Here is a 24,239-nt window from a genome sequence, read left to right on the forward strand (position 1 = left end):
CAGTTCAGTCCTTTTCTGCTTCGAGTTCCATGGGGCTGACCCAGAAGAACTCACCCGCGGAGTCGTAGTCATAGAGGACAACGCGGCTCCCCACGCCGAGGTTGCCTTCGCCGGCCAGTCGAATTTGGACGATCGCCGACGAGCCGTCGGCCGCGGTGGCTTCGGCCTGCCCGAAGTCCTCGGTGACACTCGACGTCCGCACGACGGCGACCCGGCCGACGAAGTCCTGCCGCGTCGGTTCGGCCCCGGCGAAGACCCGTCTCAAGGGAACGACGACCAGTCGCGTCCCGAGCGCCCCGCCGACGAGCGCGGCCAGGAGCACCGCGAAGCCGAGGACGACCCGCAGGGGCGCGCCTTCGATGAGGACCGTGCCGACGAGGCTGAGGAACCAGCTGAAGGCGACCAGCAGCGACAGTGAAATGGACAGCGGGACGCCGCCGAAGAAGCCGATGTCGCCGTCTTCGATGTCGAGGACGCCGAGCAGGGCCAGCCCCCAATAGCCGATCACGACGACCAGCAAGACGCTGAAGAGCACGGCAGGAAAAGCCAAAGCCGCGGACACGAACCCGCTCATCGTTTTCTCTCCCCCAAGGACGGGCCCGGCACCGCGAGGCCCTGGCCAGCGACTATAACCGGCGCGCGAGAGAGCGAGCGAACATTTCGGACACGAAGCGGTCACGCGCGAGCCGTCAGCCCGTCACCGCTGCCGGATACGGTTCGTGCCGGCTCCACCCGTCCTGGTGCGACCACAGCAGCACCCGGCGGCCGAACACCGGCGCGACCCACAAGTGCGTGATGGCGCCGCGCTCTCGCAGCGGCTCCTCCGGAACGCCGTCGGCTCGCACGAGCGCGTCGAACACGTCGGGCGCCAGCCCGGTGTAGTCCACGGTCAGGTACAGATGCCGTTCGTCGGCTCGGCACCGCGCGAGTTTCGCCAGTACACGGACGGCCTGCCCGGTCATCAGCCACCGTTCCAGCGCGGGCGCCACGGTGGCCAGGTCCGCGGGCGCCCGGCCGCGGCCGGGCGTCACGCTGACCGTCGCCGGCTCGTCCAGCTTCCCCGGGTGCCCCACCAGCTGGGCCGGCGCCCGGTGCACCAGCCAGTGCAGGTCGGGTACCGCGGCCGTCACCGGCGCCGGGAGCCCGGCGGGGGTGGTCACGCCGTGCGCTTCGCACGTCCTGGCCGCTACGGGGAACACCTCCCGCACCCGGGACAGGCACCGGACGTCGCTGACGGTCACGAGCCACCACCAGCGGGCCGGTGCCGTCCACCGCAGATCCGACTCGCGCCGCAGGTGGGAAAGCCCGAGCTCCCGCCGCTCCCCGACCGTCGACTCGACGAGAGCCACCCGGCGGCCGTCGGAACGGACCAGGGAGATTCCGGCCGGGCCCTCGTCCGGGTGTGCCGTCGCGTCGAGCACCCGTCCCACCACTTCGACGGCCGCCTCCTCTTGGGGTGAAAGCGCGGCATCCACAGTTGTCGCCCCTCCCGCGGTCGATGCCGGCACCATCACTTCGCCAAGCCCGCCTCATCGGCAGCGTCGTCGACCGCCTTGCCCGCTTCGGCGGCCAAGCCGGCCAGGTCGGGCAGGTCCGGTTTCAGCTCCCTGGCCCTGGCCGCGATTCGCTGCACCAGCGCGACCGAGTTCCGGGCCAGCCGCACCGCGTCGGCCATCCGGTCGTCCGCGGCCAGCCGTTCGATGTGCCAGGCCAGCCCGGCGAGCGTCTCGTCGTCGGTGTCCGGGGACAGGTAGCCGGCCAGCCCCGGCGGGTACCGCGTGCCGGCGCGCAGTTCGGCCAGCGCGGTCACCACCGCGGGCTCGGCGCTGACCGTGTCCAGCAGGTCGATCAGCGCGAACATCCTGGCCACGATCCTCGGCCGGCCGGGGAAGCGGTCCAGCCACCGCACCAGCTCGGCGTCGCCGCCGAGGTGCCGCACGATCCGGGTCAGCTGCGCGGCGAGCGCGGTGGGCAGCTCAGCGTGGAACACGGCGATGAGGGCCACCTGGCCGGCCAGCTCGGCCTGACCGGCTTCGTCCAGCTCGCCGGCGACGAACTTCTTGACCAGCTTCGTGTCGAGAACGAAGCCCGGTTTCACCGGCTGCTCGTGATCGGTCATGGGTCTCCCCGGTTCGGGACGACGTCGGCTGCTCGACCATGCACCGGATCGCACCGGCGCCGTATCGGCCCGGCAGGCCGAATCGGCCCGGCGAAATCGGTCCCCGGCATCCGAGCCGCCGCCCGCCCGCGGCGGCCATCCTTGGATCATGGATCACGACCAGTTCGTCGCCGAGGTGGCCGAGCGGGCCGACGTCCCGCGGGACCAGGCCGAGGCGCTGACCCAGGCCACCCTGTGGACGCTGAGCGAACGCATCACCGGCGGGGAGGCGCGCCACATCGCCGGGCAACTCCCCGTGGAGCTGCAAACCCCGCTGGCCGCGGCCGAGGAGGAAGCCGAGGGTTTCAGCCTCGACGAGTTCATCCGCCGGACCGCGGAACGGGCCGGCGTGGACCGGGGCACCGCGGACATCGGCGTGGCAGCGGTCTTCGCCACGCTGCGCGACACGATCGACGGTGACGACGTCCGCCACATGATGAGCCAGCTGCCGCTGGAGTTCCGGGAAATGGCAGCCGGCCCTCGGCTTCGAGCGCCAGGAGGAGACCTGCCGTGACACTCGGAGGCCGATGACGCGACGGCAGACTCGCCGCACCCTTGATCGCGTGTCGGATCGGACCTACTCTTCAGCGTCGCTGCTTGCCGAGGAGGTCCCATGCGAGGCGCCAACCGTAGCCGTGGCCGGCTGGTGGTCATCTCCTGCGCGCTGTCCGTCGGCTTGCTCGCCGCGACGAGCCCGGCAGCGGAAGCGGCGCCGCGGTACTCCCCCGGGGCGCCGGGGGCCGGGGATCCGTACTTCCCGGACATGGGCAACGGCGGCTACGACGTCGGCCACTACGACATCCGGCTGGCGTACCACCCCGAGACCCAGGCGATCGACGCCACCACGACGATCCTCGCCACGGCCACCCAAGACCTCTCCCGTTTCGACCTGGACTTCCAGGGACCGCTGACGATCAGCAAGCTCACGGTGAACGGCCGGACCGCCGCCTTCACCCGCAGCGGGGCCCAGGAGCTGGTGATCACGCCGCCGTCCGGCCTGCGGAAGGGGAGCCCGTTCGTCGTCTCGGTGAGCTACGCCGGTGTCCCGCAGCAGATCGACGACCCGGCGCTGGGCGTCTCCGGCTGGGTCGCCACCAAGGACGGCGCGGTCGCGCTCAACCAGCCGATCGGCGCGGCGACCTACTACCCGGTGAACGACACCCCCGACGACAAGGCGACCTACACCCAGACCATCACCGTGCCGGCCGGGCTCACCGTGCTGGCCAACGGCGAGCCCGGGCCCACCACCACGCGCGATCACCAGACCACGTTCCGCTGGTCCATGAACCGGCCGATGGCCAGCGAGCTGGCCATGCTCGCGATCGGCGACTACCACGTCACCCGCGGTGTCGCGGCCGGCGGCCTGCCGAACATCACCGCGATCGGCAAGTCGATCGACACCAAGCCCGGGCAGGGCAAGGTCTTCAACGACACCACGGCGCAGATCATCCAGTGGGAGTCCTCGGTGTACGGGCCGTACCCGTTCGACTCGACCGGCGGCATCCTCGCCGACGTCGGCGTCGGCTACGCGCTCGAGACGCAGAGCCGGCCGGTCTACGACCAGAAGACCAGCCGCGTCGACGGCGACCTGCTCGCCCACGAACTCGGCCACCAGTGGTTCGGCGACAGCCTCACCCCGGCGCGCTGGTCGGACATCTGGCTGAACGAGGGCTTCGCGACCTACTCGGAGTGGCTCTACCAGGAGAAGTTCGCCGGCGTCCCGGTGCAGCAGACCTTCGCGAAGACGTACGCCGAGGAGAAGGACTGGAGCGGCAAGGTCGCCGACCCCGGCCGCGACCACATCTTCGACGACCTGGTCTACAACCGCGGCGCGATGGCCCTGCAGGCGCTGCGCGTGAAGATCGGCGACCGCGACTTCTTCCGGCTGCTCTCGCTGTGGCCGTCGACGCAGCGGTACGGCAACGTCTCGACGCGGCAGTTCACCGAGTTCGTCGAGCGACTGACCCACCGCGACCTCGGCTCGTTCTTCCGGACGTGGCTCTACCAGCCGGGCAAGCCGGCCCTCTGATCCGAAACCGGGTTCTTCTCCGCACCGCGGGCGCCGACAGGTCGATGCGGCAGCGGGTCGAATCCCGCAACCGGCGGATCGGCGGCGGTGGGACCAGGCTGGACCGGCCGGCAGGTGCTTGACGTCGCGGGCGGGCCGACCTGTTCGCTGGTCTGTACCTCGCGTTGTACGTTGTCGACAAGCCGTCAACGCCGACGGGAAACCGCCGGTCAAGGGGCTAGGAGGCATCGTGCTGGAAGCGCTGGGCATGACTCCCGACGAAGAGCGGGTCTACCGCGTGATCGTCGGCGGCTACCGGACCACCCCGGGCGAGATCGCGGGCCAGGCCGGGGTGAGCCGGGCCGAGGTGGACCCCGTCCTGGACGTCCTGCTGGCGAAAGGCCTCGTCAACAAGGCCGACGGGTACTACATGTCCGCGCCGCCGGACGTCTCGCTCGGTCCGCTGCTGGTGCACGGCCAGGAGAAGCTGGAGGCCGCCCGGGCCGCGGTGTCGCAGCTCGCCGAGGAGTACCGGGGCAGCGCGCGGCGGCGGGACTCCGCGCAGCTCGTCGAGGTCGTCACCGGGGCCGACGCGATCCGGCGGCAGGCGCTCGCCATCCAGCGCAGTGCCCGCGAAGAGTCCCTGTGGTTCTGCCTCGAAGGCAACGTCGCGATGGCGGCGTCGGAGAACGTCGAGGAAGCGCTCGCGCAGGCCCGCGGCGTCCAATACCGCGTGATCTACGAGACCGGCTTGCTCGAAGAACCCGGCCGGATGGTCAACGTCCTGGAGGGCATCGAAGGGGGCGAGATCGCCCGCTCGATCTCGAAACTGCCGGTGCGCCTGGCCATCTCCGACCGCCGGGTGGCGCTGTGCCCGCTGGTCAGCCACGACAGCACCGGGGAGCCGACCGCCGCGCTCGTGCGGGAAAGCAGCCTGCTGTCCGCGCTCGTCGCGTTGTTCGAGGTCTACTGGGAACGCGCGTCGCCGCTGCGGGTCGGGGACACCGCGCCCACCAGCCACCTCGATCCCGATGAGCGGCGGCTGCTCTCCCTGCTCATCGGCGGCGTCAGCGACAAGTCGATCGCGACGCAGCTCGACGTCAGCTACCGGACCGTCCAGCGGCGGCTGCAGGACCTGATGCGCCGCGTCAACGTCCGCACCCGGATGCAGCTGGCCTGGCAGGCCAGCAAGCTCGGCTGGCTGGACGAGCCGAGCCCCGGGCGCCTCCTGCCGCTTGACGGCGGAAGGCACCCGGAGCCCGTGCGCGACGCTATTTGAGCCCGTACGCCCGGAGCACCGTCTGGTCGACGGCGTTGCCCGCGGTGTCGGTGGCCTGCACCCGCAGCGCGACGTAGGAGTTCGTAACGCCGAGCGACGGGTGGTCGATCGTGGCCTCGTACGACTTCCCGGTGCGCTTGACGTCGACCACGCGCCAGGTCTTGCCGTCGTCGTAGGACGCCCAGGCCTTCACTGCCCGCACGTCCGGCGCGGCCATCCCGTCCTGGAAGCGCGCGGTCAGGCCGATCCTGGCCTTGCGGCCGGCCGGGAGGCGGTTGCCGGCGTCGGCGTCCACCGCGTAGTCCAGCTGCAGCAACGGAAGCAGCGCCGGCGCCGCCGACCGGGCCGAGCGGAACGTCCACGACGTCTGCGTGCTCGTGCCGAACAGCCACTCCGGCGAATCGCGCCGCACCGACAGGTCGAGCCGGTAGGTCGCCGGGTCCGCGCCGGCCGGGAAGGTGCCGAACGCGTAGGGCTGTTCCGACACGAGGGTGCCGTCGCGGAACAGTTTCGCCGACGTCGTGGCCGGCCCGGCCTGGTCGTCGCCTTCGTTGAACCCGTAGTGCCCGGTCTGGCTGTCGACGAACTCCGGGATCTGAATGCGGAGCTTGTCGCCCTCCCGGGTCGAGTCCATCCCCGGCACGCCCCGCGGGATGGCGGGCCGGACGACCGGCGCGAACCAGTCCTCGGTGACGTTCTCCTTGCCCGTGTAGGTGCGCGGCGCCGCGGTCATGCCGCCCTGGAGCGGGGACATCTCGTCCCAGATCAGGCCGTGCTTGACGCGGTGCTGCCACAGGATGTCCCCGGAGCTGACGTACTCCTCGCGGGTCGACGGCGTCGTCACGAGCCGCTGGTACTCGTTGACGGCGAAGTCCTGCCACGGCTTCCAGGCGAACCGCTGTTCCTTGGCTTCACCGCCGCTGCCGGTCTGGCGGTAGTGGGTGGTGACGGTCGCGGTGTTCGCCGAGGTGACCTTGTGGACGATCTTGTCCGGGATCCGGCCGTGCTCGGTCTGGACCACGTCGTAGAGGTACGGGCTGACCGCGATCCCCTGCAGGCTCAGGAACGTCGGGAGACGCTTGATCTTGGCCAGCAGCGCCAGCCCTTCGTCCCGGTCGAGCTGGACGGTCGGGATCGCCAGGTTCGGCGCCGCGCTGATCGACGGCACGCTTGCGGTGCCCCAGCCGTCCGGTACGACGATGAAGACGATCGCCGCCCCGGCGGCCGCGGCGGCGCGGGAGACGTCGTCGCGGTTGTAGTCCGCCGGGTCCGGGTCGACGATCGCGGCCTTCCCGCGCGCGTTCTTGAAGTCCGCCGGCTTGCCCCGCCCCGCGGAGACGGCCTGCAGCAGCCGCCAGCCGTCCAGTTTGGGCGATCCGCCGAGGTAGCGGTTCGTGAGCGGGTCACGGCCGCCCAGGACGTTCACCGTCAACGGCGGCGCGATCCTCGACCAGCGGGAGCCGAACTCGAAAGCACCGGTCGTCACCTTCGGCGTCGGGGTGACGCGGAGTTCGCGGGTGTAGTCGAACTGCATGGCGTAGTTCGCGATCCGGCGCGGGCCGAGCTCGCGGTAGGTGTAGTAGCTCCAGATCCCGGCCTGTTCGGACGGCTTGGGGGTCTCGATCTCGACCTTCACCGCCTTGCGGGCGTCCAGCACGATGTTCGTGTCGCCGGTGACCCGGATCTCGGGCAGGACGACCTGGAACGCGGTGAGGCCGTCCGCGGTGCCGTCGACCTGCGCGGTCAGGTAGTACACGCCCGCGCCGACCTCGACCGTCAGGCTGCCGCCGCCCAGCCAGGTGTTGACGTCGTAGCGGTAGTCCTCGCCGTACATCAGCAGCCACGGCGCGACGGTGGGCTTGCCCTGCAGGTCCAGCGCGGTGAGGGTGACCTTGTGCTTCGGCGCGGTCTTGTCCGCGCCGAGTGCGGTGTGCGCCACCACCCCGTCGGCGGTCGCGGTGAGCCGTCCGCTGTAGGTGCCCGCGGCCAGTTTCGCCGGGTCACCGGTGAGCGTGACGGTCGCCTGGCCGCCGGCCGGGACGTCCACAGTGGACTTGCCGAGGCGGATCCCGTCGGCGGCGGGCACGCCGGCGAGGGACTTGGCGTCCAGGGTGAGCTTCAGCGACACCGGCGTGGTGCCGGCGTTGGTGTAGGTGACCTCTTTGGACACCGGCGCCTTGCCGTCTTCGACCGCGCCGAGGTCGAGCGTGCCGGTGGCGAAGACCTTCTGCTTCACCGCGCGGGCCACGTCGACGCGGCCGCCGCCCTGCTCGTACACCGAGAGCCCGTTGGCGGTCAGGGAAGTGCTGGCCAGTGCGTCCTTGAGCCGGCTGCCCGGCCAGTCGGGGTGCTGCTGGGCGAGGATCGCCACCGCGCCGGCGACGTGCGGCGTGGCCATCGACGTGCCGGAAGCGGCGGTGTAGTGGTCGTCGACGACGTCGCCCATGGCGGTGCCCGCGGCGCGGGCGGCGACGATGCCGACGCCGGGCGCGGTGATGTCGGGCTTGACGGCGTTGTCGCCCAACCGCGGACCGCGGCTGGAGAACGACGCCAGGCTCTCGTCACGGCCGACCGCGCCGACGGTCAGCGCGGCTTCGGCGGTACCCGGGGAGCCGACGGTGTACGCGCCCTGTTCGCCGTCGTTGCCGGCGGCGACCACGAAGAGCGTGCCGGTCTCCGCGCTGAGCGCGTTCAGGCCGACGCTGAGCGCGTCGGTGCCGTCGGTCGGGCCGCCGCCGAGGCTCATGTTGACCGCCTTGGCGCCGGAGTGCGCCGCCCACTCCATCCCGGCGAGGACCCAGGATTCGTAGCCGAAGCCGTCGTCGTCGAGCACCTTGCCGACGAGCAGTTTCGCGCCCGGCGCGGCACCCTTGAGCCGGCCGCCGGACGCGGCGCCGGAGCCCGCGATCGTCGAGGCGACGTGCGTGCCGTGGCCGAAGTGGTCGGTGGTGTCGGGGCTGGTCGTGAAGTTGACCGCCTCGCTCACGCGACCGGCCAGGTCGGGGTGGGTGGGGTCGTAGCCGGTGTCGAGCACCGCGACCGTGGTGCCGGTGCCGTCGTAGCCCGCGGCCCACGCTTCGGGGGCGCCGATCTGCGGGACGCTGCGGTCGAGGGAGACGCGGACCTTGCGGTCCAGGGAGATCCGCTCGAGGTTCCCCGACGAGGCCCAGAACGCGGCGGCGGTCGCCTTGCCGGCCCGCGCGGAACGGCCGTTGACGCTGGTCAGCGTCGCGCCGAGCTCGGCGTTCGCGGTGGTTTTCCGGAGGTCCGTGCCCTTGCGGTAGGTGAGGATCAGCGGGAGGGTCGCCGACTGCTCGTCGGCGTACCCCTCGGCGATCAGCTCGGTGACGTCGAACAGGGTCCGGTCGACCTGCTTCGAGCCCAGCCGGGGCGCCACGTCCTCGGGGAAGACGCTGAGGTGGCCGTCGACCTCCTGCTGGTGGAACCGGATCTTCTCCCGGCCCGGCGCGGGCTGGACGGTGGCGGCCTGCTTGCCGCCGGGCTGCCGTTCGACCTGGACGACGTCCCCGGTGAGCAGGGTGACCGAATGCCGCTCGACCCCCGCGGGAGCCGCCGCGGCTTGTGGGCCGGGGGCCGCGTGCGCGACACCGGCGGTGCCCGCGACGAGGGTCCCGGCGCAGGCCAGGACCAGAACACGTGATCTCCAGTGCATCGCACCAGGCTCGCGCCGCGACCGTGATCCGTCACTAGGGCGGAGACGTCCGAAACACGACACGTCGCATCTTCGTCAGCCGCCCACCGCACGCCGCGGTCGCCGGCCGTCGGGCTTGATCGCTTTTCGCGACGGCCGGGCCTCCGTAGCGTGGCCGGCATGACCCCACAGCACGCGCTCTGGCTGCCGCTCTTCGACGAGCTGGCCGACCCCGTCCTCGTCGCCGAGCTCGCCGCCGAGGCCGAAGCGGCCGGGTGGCACGGCTTCTTCGTCTGGGACCACCTGCGCTGGCGCGAACCGGTGGCCGCGGTGGCCGATCCGTGGATCACGCTGGCCGCGGTCGCCGCCGCCACTTCGTCGCTGCGGTTCGGGCCGATGGTCAGCGCCATCAGCAGGCGACGGCCCGCCAAGCTCGCCCGCGAGACCGCCACCCTCGACCGGCTCGGCGGCGGACGGCTCACGCTCGGCGTCGGCCTCGGCAGCGACCGGTTCGGCGAGGAGTTCTCCCGCACCGGCGAGGAGTGCGACGACCGGGTGCGGGCCCGCATGCTCGACGAAGCTCTCGACGTCCTCACCGCCGCCTGGTCCGGTGAAGTCGTGCACCACCGCGGCGAGCACTACACGGTGGACGGCATCCGGTTCCTGCCGGCACCCGCCGGGCGGATTCCCGTCTGGGCGGCGGGTTTCCCCGGCAAGCTCCGCCCGATGCGCCGGGCCGCGCGGCTCGACGGGTACTTCCCGGTGAACCTCGACTCCGCCGGCCGCTTCGCCGACGCCGTCGCCGAGGTGGAGGCGCTGCGGACCGGCACCGGACCATTCGACTACGTCGCGGAAATCCAGCCCGGCGACGACGGCTCGGCCTACGCGCGGGCGGGCGCGACCTGGCTGCTGACCGGCTTCGACCCGGAAGCCCTCTCCGTCGACCAGGTGCGCGGCGTGCTGCGCGACGGGCCGCACTGAGTCACGCGCGGAGGACGAACCCCGGGCCGATACCGTTCCGGCTCGTGCGGGACGACGTGCGCGTGGCGAAGACGGTGGTCATGGCGCTGGGGTTCGTCCTGATCGCGCTGGGGGTCGCCGCCGGAGGCGCGCTGCTCCTGCTCGCGGCCTTGGCGAGCGGTGGCCGCGACTGGGTGGGCGCCGGCCCGGCGTTCACGCTGTTCGCCGCGGCCGCCGCGTGGACGGTGCTGGCCGGCGGGCTCGCCGTGTGGTCGGCGCGCCGGGCGAGCCGGCTCGCCGGGCTGTTCTGCGTCGTGCTCGGCGCGGTGCCCGCCGCCGTCGTGGCCTTCGCCGTCCGCTGAACTTCAGCCGGTCAGGACCCACTCGATCTGGTCCACCGTCGGCGTTTCCACCTCGAACAGGCACTGGAGCTGGAAGCCGTCGGCGGCGGCGGCCAGGCGGGCCGCCTCGGCCGGGGGCAGGACCTCCGCCAGCCGTTCGCGCAGGCGGGCGTTCGAAAGGCGGCTGACCTGGCGGAACTCCTCGTGGCGCATGCCGAGCATGTACAGCTCGTAGGCGACCACGCTCGTCTCCCGCTGCTCGGTCAGCTGGTGGTGGATCAGCTCCGCCAGCCGGGTGACGACGTTCGCCGGGCTGGTGCCCGCGAGCCACTCCACCAGGGTGTCCGTCCGCAGGCGCAGGACGCGGGAGCCGGCCTCGAGCAGCAGGGCCGGGACCGAGTCGAAGTGGTAGGCGACCGAGCCGACCGGGACGCCGGCCTCGGTCGCGACCGAGCGGGCCGTCACGCTCGCGATCCCGCCGGCCCGCACCAGCCGGATGGCCGCGTGCACGATCCGCTCCCGGCGGTCCGGATCATTGGGTGTGTTCTTCGGGCGCACGGCTTCCCCTCCTCGCGTTGATCAGCATGACACCCACGACGACGAGCGCGACGCCACCCCAGCCCGCCGGGGACAGGCGGTCCGCGAACAGCACCGCCGCCAGCAGGGCCACCGCCGCGGTGCCCGCGCCGGTCCAGACCACGTAGGCCACGCTCACCGGCACCACCTTCAGCGCGAAGGCCAGCATGACGGTCGTTCCGCAGTAGGCGGCGACCGAGACGACCGACGGCAGCGGGACCGTGAACCCGTGCGACGCCTTGAGCGTCAGCGTGGCAACGACCTCGAGCACGACCGTCGCGGCCAGGCACAGCCAGCCGCGCACCCGGGCCGCGCTCATCCCTGGAACCCGAGGATCGTCACGCCGAGCACCGTCAGCGCCATGCCCAGCAGCTGCACCGGGCGGGTGCGCACCCCGAAGAAGAGCCGGTCGACAACCACGAGGACCACCGCCGCGGTCCCGGTCCACACGGCGTAGACGAACCCCACCGGCAGCCGCTGGACCAGCCACGACAGCAGGAGAGTGGCGCAAGCGAAGGAGACGACGGCGGCCAGGGCGGGGCGCCACCGCTTGAACCCGTGGGAGGCGCGCGTGAACAGCGTCCCCGAGAGTCCCGAGGCGATGGCGAGCGCTAGTACCAGGAAGGTCATGACGTCCAGAGTATGTACAAGCGTTCATACTCTGGACGGCGGGTCGCGCGGGTGCCGCCTCCAGCGCCCCAATGTGGCGTTGGTTGCGTTGGACGCACCCAATGTGGCGTTCGGTGCGTCTGACGCACCGAACGCCACATTGGGGCGCTTGAGACTCGCGCGGGGCGCGGGGCGCGGGGCGCGGGGCGCGGGGCGCGGGGCGCGGGGCGCGGGGCGCGGGGCGCGGGGCGCGGGGCGACGCTACAGCCAGTCGTGCTCGCGGGCGTAGCGGGCCGCTTCGTGCCTGGTGCGGGTCTGGGTCTTCTGCATCGCGTTCGACAGGTAGTTGCGGACCGTGCCCTCCGCGAGGTGCAGCTGCCCGGCGATGTCCGCCACCGAAAAGCCCTCCCGGGTCGCGCGCAGGACGTCGAGCTCGCGGTCGGTCAGCGGGCAGTCGTCGACGACGGCGAGGGCCGAGACGTCCGGGTCGATCCAGCGCTTGCCCGCGTGCAGGGTCTTGATCACCGACGTGATGTGGGCCGGTTCCGCCGCCTTGCTGACGAAGCCCTGGACGCCGAGTTTCAGCGCCTTGCGGAGCACGCCGGGGCGGGCGTGGCGGGTCAGCATCAGGATCACCTGGTCGGGGCGGGCGCGGCGGATCTTCTCGACCGCGCCGAGGCCGTCGACGCGGGGCATCTCGAGGTCGATGACCAGCACGTCCGGGCGGTGTTCGAGGGTCGCCGCCACCGCTGTCTCGCCGTCTTCGGCCTCGGCCAGCACCGTGATCTCGCCCTCCAGCGGGAGCAGGGCGGCCAAGGCCTTGCGCAGCAGGGCTTCGTCGTCGGCGAGCACCACCGTCGTCATCGTCGGGCCTCCTTCGGCGCGGGGAAGGCCGCCGCGGTGCGGAAGCGGCCGTCGGAGTGCGAGACTTCCAGTTCGGCGCCGTGCTCCGCCAGGCGGTGGCGGAGCACCGCGAGCCCGCTGAGTTCGGGCGGGCCGGTGTCGGGGGCGCCGTCGTTGACGATCGCGATCCCGCGCCGGGTCAGCGTGATCCGCACGTGGCGGGCTTCGGCGTGGCGCAGGATGTTGGTCGTCGTCTCGCGCAGGACCTGGCCGAGCAGCTCGCCCGCCGTTGAGTCCACTTCGGACTCGCGCTCGACGCGGACGTGGATGCCCGCGGCCTCGAAGAGGTTCTTCGCGTTCTCCAATTCAGCTGACAGGTTGAGCCGCCGTTGCGCGTAGGCGAGTTCCTTGGTCTGGACGATGGTGTCGCCGACCAGGCTGTGCACCTCCCGCAGCTCCTCGCGCGCCCGGGCGGGTTCGCGGTCCAGCAGTTTCTCCGCCAGCGCCACCTTCAGCTTCACCACGTGCAGCGTGTGGCCCTGGATGTCGTGCAGGTCGGACGCGAAGCGCACGCGCTCCCGGGTGACGGCGAGCTCCGCTTCGCGATCGCGGGACTGTTCGAGTTCCGCGATCAGGTCGAAGAAGCGCTGGCTGACGAACATGAACGCGGTCGAGAACAGCATGGCGCACGCGGGAACGGCGGCGAACTGGAACAGCCGCCAGCCGATCCGGTCGTCGTGCACGAGCGCGTTCGTCGTGCCCAGGGCCGCGATCAGGGCCGCCAGCCCGGCCAGCGCGGCGAGCCGGTGGCGCGGCAGCGGCGGGATGAGGAACGACCCCACGACGGAGAGCCCGAAGAACGCGGACGTGTCGTCGGTCAGCGCCCCGCCCAGCCACACCAACGCGGTGATGACCAGGCTCGGCCGCGCGACGCGCAGGTAGTCCCCCGCGGTCCAGCGTTCGGCCGTCGCCAGCGCCGCGACCAGCCCGACGACCTGGAGCACGACGTGCCACCACGTCCGGGCGGTCAGCAGCAGCAACAGCACCCCGACGATCGCCAGCGGCGGGACGGTCGTGATCAGGTTCAGCCGACGCAGCCGTTCCTGGACCTTCCCGCCGGTCCAGGACGTCCTCCGCGCGATCATCGGCATCTCCACCAGCCGAGCGTAACCGGCTGAGCGGGCACCACCAGTGACACCACGTCACGTATCGGGGTGACGTCACCGCACTGCCGGGCCGCGGCGATCCGCGCTGGAATTCAGGGCATGTCCACGACACCGGTCATCGACGTCGATCGCCTCACCCTCACCTACGGCGGTTTCCCCGCCGTGAAAGACCTTTCGTTCCAAGTGGATCGCGGGGAGCTCTACGCCTTGCTCGGCACGAACGGCGCCGGGAAGACCTCGACCCTGGAGACGGTCGAAGGGCACCGCGCGCCGACCTCGGGGGCCGTGCGGGTGTTCGGGAAGGACCCCCGTGACCGCGCCGCGGTCCGCCCGCGGATGGGGATCATGCTGCAGGAGAGCGGGTTTTCCGCCGACCTGACGGTGCGCGAGACCGTCGCGCTGGTCGGGCGGCTCACCGAACGGCACGACGACGTCGGGCGGGTGCTCGGCGTGGTCGACCTCACCCGCAAGGCCGCCACGAAGGTCGGGCAGCTCTCGGGCGGGGAGAAGCGGCGGCTCGACTTCGCCACCGCCGTCTACGGCACGCCCGAACTGGTCTTCCTCGACGAGCCCACCACCGGCCTCGACATCCAGTCGCGGGACGCGCTCTGGGACGCCGTCGACCGGCTGCGCGAAGACGGCTCCACCGTCGTGCTCACCACGCACTACCTCGAAGAAGCGCAGCAGCGCGCCGACCGCATCGGGCTGATGCACCAGGGCGCCTTCCACCGCGAGGGGACGGTCTCCGAGCTGACCAGGACGCTGCCCTCGACAATCCACTTCGGACTCGACGCGCACGCGCCTTCGCCGCCCCTGCTCGCCACTCGCGGGGCCGACGGCAAGTTCCTCGTCGAGACCTTCGGCCTGCAGAAGGACCTCCACACGCTGCTCGCCTGGGCGCAGGACCAGGCCGTGGAGCTGCTCGACCTCCAGGCCGGGCCGACGCGGCTCGACGACGTCTTCCGCGCCATCGAAAACTCTTGAGAGAGAAGGACCCATGTTGACGATCGCTCGCGGCGAGCTGATCCAGCTGTTCCGGAACCGGCTCGTCCTGGTCACCGCCCTGGTCCTGCCGGTCGGGCTCAGCGCGTTCTTCATCGCCCGGCACGACGTCTTCGCCGAGGTCGGGAGCCTCGGCTACATCGCGACGCTGACGTTGTTCTTCGTGCTGGGCATCGGCCTCTACACCACGACGGTGACGACACTGGCCGCCCGCCGCCAGAACCTGTTCCTCAAGCGGCTGCGCTCGACCGCGGCCGGGGACGCCGGGATCCTCGGTGGGCTGCTGCTGCCGGTCACCGCGATCGCGGTGGTCCAGATCGCCGTGCTGCTCGCGGTGCTGGCCGTGGTCACCGGGAAACCGGCGAACCCGCTGCTGCTGGCCGCGGCCGTGGTGGCCACCGTGGTCATGATGCTCGCGCTGGGCCTGGCCACGGCCGGCCTGACGAACTCGCCCGAACACGCGCAGGTGACCACGCTGCCGGTCAGCCTCGGCGTGATCGCGGTGGCCGGCTGGGTCGGCCTCAGTGGCACCGGCGAGCTCACGCTGCTCAAGCGCCTGCTGCCCGGTGGGTCGGCGGCCGAGCTGGTGCTCGACGCCTGGAACGGCGGCAAGCCGGCCGCCGATTCGCTGCTCCTCTTCGCCCCGACCCTGGCCTGGGTCTTCGTCGCGGTCGTGCTGGCGACGCGGCTCTTCCGCTGGGAACCGCGCCGCTGACCGCGGTGCGAACGAAAGGAATTCCGATGCGCAAAGCACTCCTGGCCGCGGCGATCGCCGTGGTGGGCGCGACGACCGTCGTGCCCACCGCCTCCGCCGCGCCGAACGCCTTGAACTGGGGCCCCTGCCCGGCCGGGGCCTTCCCGACGCCGGACCTGCAGTGCACGACCGTGAAGGTCCCGCTGGACTACCGGGACCCGGGCGGGAAGACGATCGACGTCGCCGTGTCGCGCCTGCCGAGCAAGAACCCGGAGAAGCGGCGGGGCGTGCTGCTGACCAACCCGGGCGGTCCGGGCGGTGGCGGTCTCGACTACCCGCAGCTGCTGAAGCTCGTGAAGCTGCCGCAGGACGTGCTCGACACCTACGACATCATCGGGTTCGACCCGCGCGGGGTCGCGCACAGCACGCCGGTGACCTGCGACCTGACGCCGGAGCAGATCGCGGTCGGCAACCTGCCGTACGCGCACGGCCCCGCCGACGTCGTCAAGCAGGCCGCGCTGGCGAAGCAGGAGGCCAAGCAGTGCGCCGAAGCCGAAACGGCGTCGATGCTGCCGCACCTGACGACGGCCAACACCGCACGGGACATGGATCGCATCCGGACGGTGCTCGGCGAGCCGAAGCTGTCCTTCCTCGGCGCGTCCTACGGGACGTACCTGGGCGCGGTGTACACGACGCTGTTCCCCGAGCGCAGCGACCGGATCGTGCTGGACAGCAACCTCGGGCCGGGCGGCTACGACATCGCGGCGATGCGCGGGTTCGGCCGGGGCATGGAGGACCGCTTCCCGGACTTCGCGAAGTTCGCCGCGGCGCACCCGGAGTACGGGCTCGGCACGACGCCGGCGCAGGTGACGGCCAAGTTCCACGAGCTGGCGGCCCGGCTGGACCGCACGCCGATCGAGGGGATCACCGGCACGGTCTTCCGCGGCCTGACGTTCAGCGGCCTCTACTCGACGGACCTGACGCAGCTGGCCAAGGACTGGCAGGGGCTCGAGGAGGGCCGCGCGCCGAAGCCGCCGGCGGACCCGCCGACCGGGGTGGAAAACCTGCTGGCGTCCCGGTTCGCGGTGATCTGCGGGGACTCGGCGTGGCCGCGGTCGATCGCGAGCTACCAGGTCGACGTCGCCGTCGACCGGATCCGGTACCCCCTGCTCGGCGCGGCGAGCGCGAACATCGGGGCGTGCGCGTACTGGGCGCCGCCCGCCGAACCGCCGGTGAAGATCACCGGCCGCGGTCCGGCGAACGTGCTGATGGTGCAGAACGAGCGTGATCCCGGGACGCCGTTGTCCGGGGCCCGCAAGCTGCGCGCGGCGTTCGGCGAGCGCGCCCGGATGGTGACGATCGACCAGGGCGGGCACGGTGCCTACCTGTTCGGGCCGAACCACTGCGGGAACACGCTGGTGACCGAGTTCCTGGTGACCGGCAAGCGGCCGGCCGACACGTACTGCGCCGCGGAAAGCTGAGGCACGCCAGGTGGTCGTGAGTGTTTAGGCGGGTTAGAACCCGACTAAACACTCACGACCCCTCGGTCACGCGATGCCGGTGGCGAACACGTGCAGGGCCGAGTTCGACGGCAGCGTCACCGCCACGACCTCCTTGCCCGCGGTCAGCGGGACGGAGTTGGCGAACACCCGGTACGGCGTCGTCGGGTACGCCGGGCCGGTGCGGGTGTTCTTGCCCAGCACGGTCGCGACGGTCGTGGCGCCGTACTGGGCCGGGTCGGCGCAGCACCAGTTCGGGACGCCGACGTCGGCCTGGCTCGTGCTGCCGTCCGCGTACTGGACGAACACCGTGCCCTTGGCCGTGCCCGTGCCGGTGCCCGCGAGCACCAGCTTGGTCCCGGTGCCCCGCACGGCGATGGTCTGACCGGCGGCGACGGCGTTGTCCGCCTGGCCGCCGCCGGCGTCCGGCCAGGTCAGCGTGGCGCCGTTCGCGGTGAACGCCGCTCCCGGTTTCAGGCCCGCTTCCGCCAGGCCCTCCGCGCGGAAGCTGCTGCCGCCGCCGTCGAGGTCGCCCGCCGCCACGTGCGCCGCGTCGGTGACGCCGACGTTGCCGAACGCCGAGGCCAGCGAGGCATACGGGACGGTGACGGTGGCCGAGTCGACGGCCTGGTGCGCACCCAGCCGGGCCTGGTACGACGCGGTCGCCGTGACCTGGTAGTCCGCCGGTTTCAGCCCGGCGTCCGGCGTCAGCCGCACCGGGACCCGCACGGTCTGCCCGGGCAGGACCACCTTCGGCGTGGCCGGGACGTCGGCCCGGAACCCGGTGCCCTGCAGGGAAAGCCGCACGTCCCGGACCGGCAGCGGGGTGCCGTTGGTGAACCCGAGCGTACCGGTGACGGCCTGGCCCGGCGCGGCCACCGGCGGCACGGTCAGCGCCACCGAGCCGTGGTCGTCCTCGGGGAAGAAGCCGCCGACCGCGCTGGTGCCGGACAGCCGGACGTCCTGGCGGTCACCGGCGCCGAGCTGCCCGGTCTTGACCCGCACGACGCCCCGGCCCGCCGGGTCGTACCACCAGCCGGCGGACGCCCGGTCGAGGTCGGCCTTGCTGCCGTACTGCCGCAGCACCGCGGTGCCCGCCTGGACGACGCCGGGCTTCGATCCCGTGTGGACGGTCAGGAGGTAGTTCCGCGCGGCCGGCTTCCCCGGGTAGCTGCCGGCACTCGCGCCGATCCCGACGGTCACGGTGCCCGGGCCGGACTGCGGCGCGTCGACGGTGAACGTCTGCTTCGCCTGCTCGCCGCGCTGGTAGCCGCGGGTCACGCCGTCGTCCTCGGTGAGCGTGAAGCTCCCCTTGCCCTGCGGGTAGACGTCGAGGTCGAGCTCGCCCTTGTCGCGGGTCTGCCACGACTTCGTGCCCTCGGCCCACATCGGGACGACGGCCCCGGCGCGGACGAACAGCGGCAGCGTGTCGAGCGGGGCGTCGTAACCGTCCACTGTGGTGGGACCGGTGTAGGTCTTGCCGCTCCAGTAGTCCACCCACGTGCCCTTCGGCAGGTAGATGCCGTTGCGCACGTTGGCCTTCTCGTACACCGGTGCGACGAGGAAGTCCGTTCCGGAGAGGAACTCGTACTTCGCCTTGTCCGTCCAGACGTTGGGGTCGTCCGGGTATTCGAGGGCCAGCGGGCGAACCTGGCCGACGCCCGTCTGGTGCGCCTGCGCGGAGTAGCTGTAGGTGTAGGGCAGCAGCCTTTCCTTGAGCAGCAGGTACTTGCGGTTGATCGAGGTGTAGGGCTCGCCCTGGCGCCACGGCTGCTTGTCCGACGACGCCCAGCCGTCCATCGTCATCGCCGTGGGCAGGAACGTCTTCCACTGCAGGTCGCGGACGTAGGTCTGCGGGCTGCCGCCGAAGATGCCGTCGATGTCGCCGGTGTTGTAGGCGATGCCGGACGTCGTCGCGCCCGCGTACGTCGGGATCTGCCACTTGATGTAGTCGTAGGACCCGGCCTGGTCGCCGCTCCACAGCACGCCGCAGCGCTGCGCGCCGGCCCAGCTCACCGGCTGCCAGACGAACCCGCGTGCGTCGCTGTTGTCCTCGATGCCCTTGTACGCGGTGTCGCAGGCGTCGAGCGCGAACTGGTAGCCCGGGCCGACCCAGGCGACGTCGAGCTTGCGCACCCGCACGCCGGCCTTGACCTCTTCGGCCTGGTTCGGCACGCCGTTTTCGGTCCAGAGGCCGAGCTGCATGCCGTTCTTCCGCAGGCCTTCGCCGGTCTGCTGCAGGTTTTCGTAGCCGCAGCCGTAGCCGTCGTTGACCAGCATCCAGCCGTTCGGCATGCCGTTCTGCGTGTAGCCGTCGGCGATCTTGACCGCGTCGAGCGTGTGCCGCTCGCCGCGGTTCGCGTTGTGCAGGTAGCAGTCGGAGTCGCCGGTTTCCAGGCCGTAGATCGGGGGCAGGAACGGCTTCCCGACGAGGTCGGTGTAGCCCGAGACGACGTCCTTGAGGCCGGTGCCGACGACGTAGGTGGCGTCGAAGCGGCGCTCGTCGTGCGTGGTCTTCACCGGGCTGGTGAAGGAGTAGCTGCCGGGCGCGAAGGTGTTGCGCAGCACGCCGTAGCCCGCGGTCGAGGCGTAGAACGGCTGCGAGTTGGGCGCGCCGCCGTCGTCCCAGTTGTCGTCGGCGAAGATCTTGATGGTCTGGTCGCGGTGGCTGAACCGGCCATTCTGTTCGCCGCCGCCGACGAATTGCTCGGCCGCGGTGCGGGCGAGGGTCTGCGTGGTCGTGGTGCCGGTCCAGGACAGCGGCGCGGACTCGGCCCACCGCTGCGTGCGGTCGGCGCCGTCGTAGAGGGCGAACTTCAGCGGGTGCTTGTAGGCCCGCAGGGTCGCCTTGGGGGTGGAAATGGCCCAGTAGGCGCCCTTGTCGACGCGCTTCGGCGTCGCGGGGGTCGTGGTCTTGGGCAGGACGATCTTGTCACCCGCCGGGTTGGTGAACGTCCCGTCGGGGGCGAGCCAGATCCGGACGGCGCCTTCGGCCGGGAAGCTCACCCGCACCGCGGCGGCGCCGGACTTCAGGGTGACCGTCGGGCCGTCGGCGGAGACGCCGGTGAGGTCACCGAGGCTGCCGGCCGGCGAGTCCGCGTACGCCGCGCTGGGCGCCAGCCCGAGGGCGGTGACCGCTGCCAGACAGGTCAGCGATTGCGCAAGTCTGCTCATTAATGACACCTTTCGCGCACTAACACGCATGATGTGCTCTGTATAGCGCACGCTTCGCGCAGTGTCACGGCCTGACCGGTTCAGAGACCCGATTGCCCTACTTCCGTCGCGGGCCGCGAAAGCGCAGGGGGTCCCCCGGCAACGTCAGACCTGGGGTGCCCCGGGATCGGACGACGTGAATGACTCATTCCTGTCGTCCGGCGACGTGAATGACCCGTTCACGACGCTCGGGCCACCGATCCCCGGGCGCCGCCTCCCGCGCACCCAGCGGCGGCTCGCCGAAAGCGAGGTCGCGAATGACTCATTCGGGACCTCCCAAGCCGCCAATGACTCATTCGCGACCTCGCTCGAACTGCCCACCCCGCCTGCCAGCGGTGAAGCGAGCCGAGGCCGGCGACTTTGCCGGAGCCCCGTCGCCCGGCGACGTGAATGACTCATTCCTGTCGTCTGGCGACGTGAATGACTCATTCCTGTCGGTGCGGGCCGCCGGACCGGCGGCGGAGGCCGTCAGGTCAGACGGCTTGGACCGCGACTCCGGCGGCCTCGAACGCGCGGAGGTCGTCCGGGTCGGCGTCGGTGTCCGTCACCAGTGCGTGCACCTGCGTCGTCTCGCAAATGCGCGCGAACGCACGGCGGCCCAGCTTCGAGCCGTCCGCCACCGCGACCACGCGCTCGGCGCGCTCGACCATCAGGCGGTTGATGCTGGCCTCGCCCTCGTGGTGGGCGAACGCGCCCGCGTCCGGGTCGAACGCGTCGACGCCGAGGAACAGCAGGTCGATCGTCAGTTCACTGAGGACGCGGGTGGCCAGCGGGCCGCTCAGCTCGAACGACTGCGGGCGCGCGACGCCGCCGGTGACGACGATCTTGACGTTCGGGCGCACCGCGAGTTCGTGGGCGATGTTCAGCGCGTTCGTGACCACCGTGAGGCCCGGTGCGTCGCCGCCGCGGCCGGAGAGGTCCGGGCGCATCGCGAGGGCCCGCGCCACCCCGGCGGTCGTCGTGCCGCCGTTCAGGCCGACCACCATGCCCTTCGCGGCGAACGCGGCCGCGGCGGTGCTGATCCGCTGCTTCTCCGGCACGTGCCGCGCGGTCTTGTAGCGCAGCGGCAGGTCGTAGGCGAGGTCGTTGGCGACCGCGCCGCCGCGGGTGCGGGTGAGCAGCTGCTGTTCGGCCAGGTGGTCGAGGTCGCGGCGGATCGTGGCGGCGGAGACGTCGAGCTCCGCGGCCACGTCCTCGACGTCGATCTTTTCCCGCTGCCCGAGCATGTCCAGCAGGGTGCTCAGGCGTTCGTGCCGGACCATCGCGGTACTCCCTAGTTCACTCTCGGCGAGCAGTATGCTGCATCGCCGTGCTCCGCCGCGCCCCGGCACGCCGCGCCGCTACTTCATCCGGAAGTCGTAGCGGGACGGCAGCGGGTCCGCCGAGAGCGCTTTCCAAGTGTCCGAAAGGGATGTCTCGCCTTCGCGGATGTTCGCGATTTCGAATCCCGCGTCGAACACGGCCTTCGCGTCCGCGCGGTCCCCCGCGCGGAGCCGGGTGAGCGCGGTCAGCAACGCGAGCCGCCCTTCGGGTCGCTCGGGCAGCAGGGAAACCGGCGCGTGCCCGGCCGCCAGCTGCGCGGACAACGCTTCGACGAGCAGCGGTTGCACCTCCGGCGCCAGCTCCCAGGCACGGAGGGACAACCGCGCCGATTCCTCGACGTCCGTGGCGGTGACGGCGAGATTGCGCACGGCCCAAGCGTTCTCCGCCGCGGCCACCGACGAACGCCACGCCTCCCGGGCCGCTTCCCGGTCGCCGGCCGCCCAGCGGGCCACGCCGCGGTGGTACCAGGTCAGCCAGTTGTCCGCCGTGTACGCCAGTAGGTCGGCCCAGTACCGGTTGACCAGGGTCGCGGGCGGCGGCACGCGCGGATCACCGTGCGGCGTCTCGCCGTCGAGGAGGTCCAGCCACGGCCGCTGCTCCGGGCCCAGCGTCTCCTTCGGGAACGGCGTACCCGGCAGGCACGCCACCATGCGCAGTGTTTCCAGCGCACCCCAGCCCGAACCGGTGGCCAGCAAATCGCCCGGCTCGGCGTCCGCGACCCCTTGCCACGCCCGGTGGCGCGCCTCGAGCACGCCGGCGGGCGGCAAACCGGTGACGGCGTCCGTCGCGGCCCGCCAGTCCTCGCCGTGCACCACGGCCGGGTCCGCCGTCACCGGACCGTAGGCCTCCAGCCAGTCCCACGCCTCGCCCGGCGGGAGGCGCAGGTGTTCCAGCTGCGTGCGGGCCAGTCCCGCCTGGATTTCCAGGTAGCCCGTCTCCGCACCCGGGGCGAGCCACTCCTGCCAGTGCCGTCCACCCGCGGATTCGCCCCACAGGAACAGTTTCCGGCCACGCAGCCGCGCGGTCGACGCCTGGCCGAGACCGGCGCCGGTCTCGTCGACCGCCGCGATCCACGGCCGGTCCGCGGCCACCTCGAAGAAGTAGTCCGCGGCCGCGCCGGACCGCGCCGGGTAGGTCAGCTCGCCCGGTACGTCGACGAGGTCGAGCCGGCCCGAATAGCCGTAGTGCCAGGCCTGGTCCGCGGGCACGAGCACCCGCGTCGACGCCGTCTGCGGGACGGCGGTGTTGGACCACCAGTAGACCGGGACGTCGTGCGGGTGCGGGTTGCGGATCCGGACGCCGACGAAGAGGTGCTCCGATCCGTCCGGCAGCCAGAAGTCGAGCTGGTACGGCAGGTCGCGGGTGCGTTCCCACTCCCACAGCCGCAGCACCGGCGTCCCGTCCGGACACGCCACCTCGGCCGCGAACATCGGCGCGCAGGTCAGCGTCGTGTGCCCGGTGGTGCCGAGGTTCCATTCGACGCCGCCGGCGAACCACGCGTCGCGCAGCGCGAGGTTCGCGGGCTGCAGCACCGGGTTGCGGTACAGCAGTTCCCGTCCGGACGGCTTGTGCACCAGCGACCAGAGCCGGCCGCCCAGCGACGGCAGGACCGTCGCGCGCAGCCGGTCGTTCTCCAGCACCAGCGCGGGCAGTTCCCGGTCCCGGCGGTCCCGCGAGTAGCCGTCCTGCAGCCGGCACGGCAGCACCGTGCCGAGCCGGCCGTAGGCCAGCCCGGCGGCCAGGTCCGCGGGCAGCTCGTCCACATTGGACACCGAGGCCACCGCTTCCGGCTTCACCAGCGGCGGCAGCGGGTTCTCCGGCCCCAGCTCGGCCGCGGGCAGCGTGAGCGACGTCCGGTGGAGGGTGGTCATGCGTCCGGCAGCCTTTCCCCGGTGGCCGCGTCGAACAGGTGGACCGCGTCCGGCTTCGGCGCCAGGGTGATCGGCTGGCCACGCTGCCACGGCGCCATGCCCGGCGTCCGCGCCGTCAGCACCTTCTCACCCGCCCGGCAGTACAGGTACTGGTCGCTGCCCAGCTCCTCCACCACCTCGACCACGGCCTCGTAGCCGCCCGCGCCGAGCGTCCAGCCCTCCGGCCGGACCCCGACCACGAGCCCGGCACCGGTGAGCGCCGAGCGCTGCGCCGGGGTCAGCGGCACCGCCGCTTCGTCCACAGTGGTCTCCAGCAGGTTCATCGACGGCGAGCCGATGAACCCGGCCACGAACACGTTGACCGGCTGGGAGAACAGGCCGATCGGGGTGTCGCACTGCTGCAGGACGCCGTCGCGCAGCACCGCGACCCGGTCGCCCATGGTCATCGCTTCGACCTGGTCGTGCGTGACGTACAGGGTCGTGATGCCCAGCCGGCGTTGCAGCGAAGCGATCTGCGTCCGCGTCTGCACCCGCAGCTTGGCGTCCAGGTTGGACAGCGGCTCGTCCATCAGGAACACGCTCGGCTCGCGCACGATCGCGCGGCCCATCGCGACGCGCTGGCGCTGCCCGCCGGAGAGCTTGGCCGGCTTGCGGTCGAGGTACTCCGTCAGGTCGAGCAGCGCCGCGGCTTCGGTCACCCGCCGCTCGCGCTCGGCCTTCGGCAGCTTCGCCAGCTTGAGGTGGAAGCCGATGTTCTCGCCGACGGTCATGTGCGGGTAGAGCGCGTAGTTCTGGAACACCATCGCGAAGTCCCGGTCCTTCGGGGCCAGCTCGGTGACGTCGCGGTCGCCGATGTGGACGGAGCCTTCGTCGACGCCCTCCAGCCCGGCCAGCATCCGCAGCGTCGTCGACTTGCCGCAGCCGGACGGGCCGACCAGGACGAGGAACTCCCCGTCTTCGACGTCGAGGGCGAACCCGTCGACGGCCGGGCGGTCGACCCCGGCGTAGAACCGGGTCGTGTCCCGGAAGCTCACGGTGGCCATCT

At 71.8% G+C, this 24,239-nt stretch carries 21 protein-coding genes; 8 read left to right on the forward strand and 13 right to left on the reverse strand.

What is annotated here, in order from left to right:
• Positions 1 to 4 precede the first annotated feature (4 nt).
• The 3 genes from SD460_RS42870 to SD460_RS42880 all read right to left on the reverse strand — a co-directional run bounded on the left by SD460_RS42870 (position 5) and on the right by SD460_RS42880 (position 2,119).
• The gene (locus SD460_RS42870) at positions 5 to 574 is read right to left on the reverse strand and encodes a hypothetical protein (RefSeq protein ID WP_290059079.1); all 570 of its coding nucleotides are present in this window, start codon (positions 572 to 574) and stop codon (positions 5 to 7) included.
• A gap of 115 nt (positions 575 to 689) precedes the next feature.
• Positions 690 to 1,421 (reverse strand): hypothetical protein, encoded by a 732-nt coding sequence (locus SD460_RS42875; protein WP_318307638.1) that lies wholly within the window; start codon positions 1,419 to 1,421, stop codon positions 690 to 692.
• Between the two features lie 89 nt (positions 1,422 to 1,510).
• Positions 1,511 to 2,119 carry a hypothetical protein gene (locus SD460_RS42880; RefSeq protein ID WP_290059081.1) on the reverse strand — a complete coding sequence of 203 codons (609 nt, stop codon included), beginning with the start codon at positions 2,117 to 2,119 and terminating at the stop codon, positions 1,511 to 1,513.
• A gap of 148 nt (positions 2,120 to 2,267) precedes the next feature.
• Here SD460_RS42880 and SD460_RS42885 point away from each other — a divergent pair, with 148 nt between their 5' ends.
• From SD460_RS42885 to SD460_RS42895, 3 genes are all read left to right on the forward strand, one after another.
• Entirely contained in the window at positions 2,268 to 2,672 is a 405-nt protein-coding gene (locus SD460_RS42885) for a DUF2267 domain-containing protein (protein WP_318307639.1), read from the forward strand.
• Positions 2,673 to 2,771: 99 nt separating this feature from the next.
• Positions 2,772 to 4,187: a M1 family metallopeptidase gene (locus SD460_RS42890; RefSeq protein ID WP_290061872.1), complete on the forward strand. Its 1,416-nt coding sequence runs from the start codon at positions 2,772 to 2,774 to the stop codon at positions 4,185 to 4,187.
• 229 nt (positions 4,188 to 4,416) lie between these two features.
• A complete protein-coding gene (locus SD460_RS42895) occupies positions 4,417 to 5,445 on the forward strand; it encodes a helix-turn-helix transcriptional regulator (protein WP_290061871.1) in 1,029 nt (342 codons plus the stop codon).
• Here the strand turns inward: SD460_RS42895 and SD460_RS42900 are convergent.
• Positions 5,438 to 9,118, reverse strand: a complete 3,681-nt coding sequence (locus SD460_RS42900) for a S8 family serine peptidase (protein WP_318307640.1) — start codon at positions 9,116 to 9,118, stop codon at positions 5,438 to 5,440. The two genes, SD460_RS42895 and SD460_RS42900, sit on opposite strands and share 8 nt — an antisense overlap.
• 159 nt (positions 9,119 to 9,277) lie before the next feature.
• Between SD460_RS42900 and SD460_RS42905 the strand changes: the two genes are divergently transcribed.
• Positions 9,278 to 10,078 carry an LLM class flavin-dependent oxidoreductase gene (locus tag SD460_RS42905; protein ID WP_290061869.1) on the forward strand — a complete coding sequence of 267 codons (801 nt, stop codon included), beginning with the start codon at positions 9,278 to 9,280 and terminating at the stop codon, positions 10,076 to 10,078.
• A 44-nt stretch (positions 10,079 to 10,122) separates the two neighbouring features.
• Positions 10,123 to 10,419 carry a hypothetical protein gene (locus SD460_RS42910; protein WP_290061867.1) on the forward strand — a complete coding sequence of 99 codons (297 nt, stop codon included), beginning with the start codon at positions 10,123 to 10,125 and terminating at the stop codon, positions 10,417 to 10,419.
• A gap of 3 nt (positions 10,420 to 10,422) precedes the next feature.
• Here SD460_RS42910 and SD460_RS42915 read toward each other — a convergent pair whose 3' ends face one another.
• The 5 genes from SD460_RS42915 to SD460_RS42935 all read right to left on the reverse strand — a co-directional run bounded on the left by SD460_RS42915 (position 10,423) and on the right by SD460_RS42935 (position 13,583).
• A complete protein-coding gene (locus tag SD460_RS42915; RefSeq protein ID WP_290061866.1) occupies positions 10,423 to 10,956 on the reverse strand; it encodes a TetR/AcrR family transcriptional regulator in 534 nt (177 codons plus the stop codon).
• Positions 10,931 to 11,293, reverse strand: a complete 363-nt coding sequence (locus tag SD460_RS42920) for a DMT family transporter (protein ID WP_290061865.1) — start codon at positions 11,291 to 11,293, stop codon at positions 10,931 to 10,933. Before SD460_RS42920 ends, SD460_RS42915 begins: the two co-directional genes overlap by 26 nt.
• Positions 11,290 to 11,604, reverse strand: coding sequence for a DMT family transporter (locus SD460_RS42925; protein WP_290061864.1), 315 nt, complete (start codon positions 11,602 to 11,604; stop codon positions 11,290 to 11,292). The genes SD460_RS42920 and SD460_RS42925 overlap by 4 nt, the downstream gene beginning before the upstream one ends.
• Positions 11,605 to 11,844: 240 nt before the next feature.
• Positions 11,845 to 12,447 (reverse strand): response regulator transcription factor, encoded by a 603-nt coding sequence (locus SD460_RS42930; protein WP_290056593.1) that lies wholly within the window; start codon positions 12,445 to 12,447, stop codon positions 11,845 to 11,847.
• Positions 12,444 to 13,583 (reverse strand): sensor histidine kinase, encoded by a 1,140-nt coding sequence (locus SD460_RS42935; protein WP_290056594.1) that lies wholly within the window; start codon positions 13,581 to 13,583, stop codon positions 12,444 to 12,446. Before SD460_RS42935 ends, SD460_RS42930 begins: the two co-directional genes overlap by 4 nt.
• A 108-nt stretch (positions 13,584 to 13,691) precedes the next feature.
• Here SD460_RS42935 and SD460_RS42940 point away from each other — a divergent pair, with 108 nt between their 5' ends.
• Genes SD460_RS42940 through SD460_RS42950 form a run of 3 tightly spaced genes read left to right on the forward strand, consistent with a single transcriptional unit; the run spans position 13,692 to position 16,769 of the window.
• Positions 13,692 to 14,576, forward strand: coding sequence for an ABC transporter ATP-binding protein (locus SD460_RS42940; protein ID WP_290056595.1), 885 nt, complete (start codon positions 13,692 to 13,694; stop codon positions 14,574 to 14,576).
• 13 nt (positions 14,577 to 14,589) lie between these two features.
• Positions 14,590 to 15,309 (forward strand): ABC transporter permease, encoded by a 720-nt coding sequence (locus SD460_RS42945; RefSeq protein WP_290056596.1) that lies wholly within the window; start codon positions 14,590 to 14,592, stop codon positions 15,307 to 15,309.
• Positions 15,310 to 15,335: 26 nt separating this feature from the next.
• Positions 15,336 to 16,769: an alpha/beta hydrolase gene (locus SD460_RS42950; protein WP_318307641.1), complete on the forward strand. Its 1,434-nt coding sequence runs from the start codon at positions 15,336 to 15,338 to the stop codon at positions 16,767 to 16,769.
• Between the two features lie 66 nt (positions 16,770 to 16,835).
• Here the strand turns inward: SD460_RS42950 and SD460_RS42955 are convergent, their stop codons facing one another.
• The 4 genes from SD460_RS42955 to SD460_RS42970 all read right to left on the reverse strand — a co-directional run bounded on the left by SD460_RS42955 (position 16,836) and on the right by SD460_RS42970 (position 24,237).
• Positions 16,836 to 19,961, reverse strand: coding sequence for a glycoside hydrolase family 31 family protein (locus SD460_RS42955; protein ID WP_318307642.1), 3,126 nt, complete (start codon positions 19,959 to 19,961; stop codon positions 16,836 to 16,838).
• Between the two features lie 512 nt (positions 19,962 to 20,473).
• Positions 20,474 to 21,262: a DeoR/GlpR family DNA-binding transcription regulator gene (locus tag SD460_RS42960; RefSeq protein WP_290056599.1), complete on the reverse strand. Its 789-nt coding sequence runs from the start codon at positions 21,260 to 21,262 to the stop codon at positions 20,474 to 20,476.
• 78 nt (positions 21,263 to 21,340) lie between these two features.
• A complete protein-coding gene (locus SD460_RS42965) occupies positions 21,341 to 23,194 on the reverse strand; it encodes a DUF5107 domain-containing protein (RefSeq protein ID WP_318307643.1) in 1,854 nt (617 codons plus the stop codon).
• Positions 23,191 to 24,237 carry an ABC transporter ATP-binding protein gene (locus SD460_RS42970; RefSeq protein ID WP_290056601.1) on the reverse strand — a complete coding sequence of 349 codons (1,047 nt, stop codon included), beginning with the start codon at positions 24,235 to 24,237 and terminating at the stop codon, positions 23,191 to 23,193. Before SD460_RS42970 ends, SD460_RS42965 begins: the two co-directional genes overlap by 4 nt.
• Positions 24,238 to 24,239 lie beyond the last annotated feature (2 nt).

Origin of the sequence: Amycolatopsis solani (assembly GCF_033441515.1) — a bacterium.
GTDB classification, from domain to species: Bacteria; Actinomycetota; Actinomycetes; order Mycobacteriales; family Pseudonocardiaceae; genus Amycolatopsis; species Amycolatopsis solani.

Excerpts from the sequence above, each read along its gene's own strand:
- SD460_RS42870 (WP_290059079.1), bottom strand. The coding sequence starts at position 574 with ATGAGCGGGTTCGTGTCCGCGGCTTTGGCTTTTCCTGCCGTGCTCTTC.
- SD460_RS42880 (WP_290059081.1), bottom strand. The coding sequence starts at position 2,119 with ATGACCGATCACGAGCAGCCGGTGAAACCGGGCTTCGTTCTCGACACG.
- SD460_RS42885 (WP_318307639.1), top strand. The coding sequence starts at position 2,268 with ATGGATCACGACCAGTTCGTCGCCGAGGTGGCCGAGCGGGCCGACGTC.
- SD460_RS42890 (WP_290061872.1), top strand. The coding sequence starts at position 2,772 with ATGCGAGGCGCCAACCGTAGCCGTGGCCGGCTGGTGGTCATCTCCTGC.
- SD460_RS42900 (WP_318307640.1), bottom strand. The coding sequence starts at position 9,118 with ATGCACTGGAGATCACGTGTTCTGGTCCTGGCCTGCGCCGGGACCCTC.
- SD460_RS42905 (WP_290061869.1), top strand. The coding sequence starts at position 9,278 with ATGACCCCACAGCACGCGCTCTGGCTGCCGCTCTTCGACGAGCTGGCC.
- SD460_RS42920 (WP_290061865.1), bottom strand. The coding sequence starts at position 11,293 with ATGAGCGCGGCCCGGGTGCGCGGCTGGCTGTGCCTGGCCGCGACGGTC.
- SD460_RS42925 (WP_290061864.1), bottom strand. The coding sequence starts at position 11,604 with ATGACCTTCCTGGTACTAGCGCTCGCCATCGCCTCGGGACTCTCGGGG.
- SD460_RS42930 (WP_290056593.1), bottom strand. The coding sequence starts at position 12,447 with ATGACGACGGTGGTGCTCGCCGACGACGAAGCCCTGCTGCGCAAGGCC.
- SD460_RS42940 (WP_290056595.1), top strand. The coding sequence starts at position 13,692 with ATGTCCACGACACCGGTCATCGACGTCGATCGCCTCACCCTCACCTAC.
- SD460_RS42945 (WP_290056596.1), top strand. The coding sequence starts at position 14,590 with ATGTTGACGATCGCTCGCGGCGAGCTGATCCAGCTGTTCCGGAACCGG.
- SD460_RS42950 (WP_318307641.1), top strand. The coding sequence starts at position 15,336 with ATGCGCAAAGCACTCCTGGCCGCGGCGATCGCCGTGGTGGGCGCGACG.
- SD460_RS42955 (WP_318307642.1), bottom strand. The coding sequence starts at position 19,961 with ATGAGCAGACTTGCGCAATCGCTGACCTGTCTGGCAGCGGTCACCGCC.
- SD460_RS42960 (WP_290056599.1), bottom strand. The coding sequence starts at position 21,262 with ATGGTCCGGCACGAACGCCTGAGCACCCTGCTGGACATGCTCGGGCAG.
- SD460_RS42965 (WP_318307643.1), bottom strand. The coding sequence starts at position 23,194 with ATGACCACCCTCCACCGGACGTCGCTCACGCTGCCCGCGGCCGAGCTG.
- SD460_RS42970 (WP_290056601.1), bottom strand. The coding sequence starts at position 24,237 with ATGGCCACCGTGAGCTTCCGGGACACGACCCGGTTCTACGCCGGGGTC.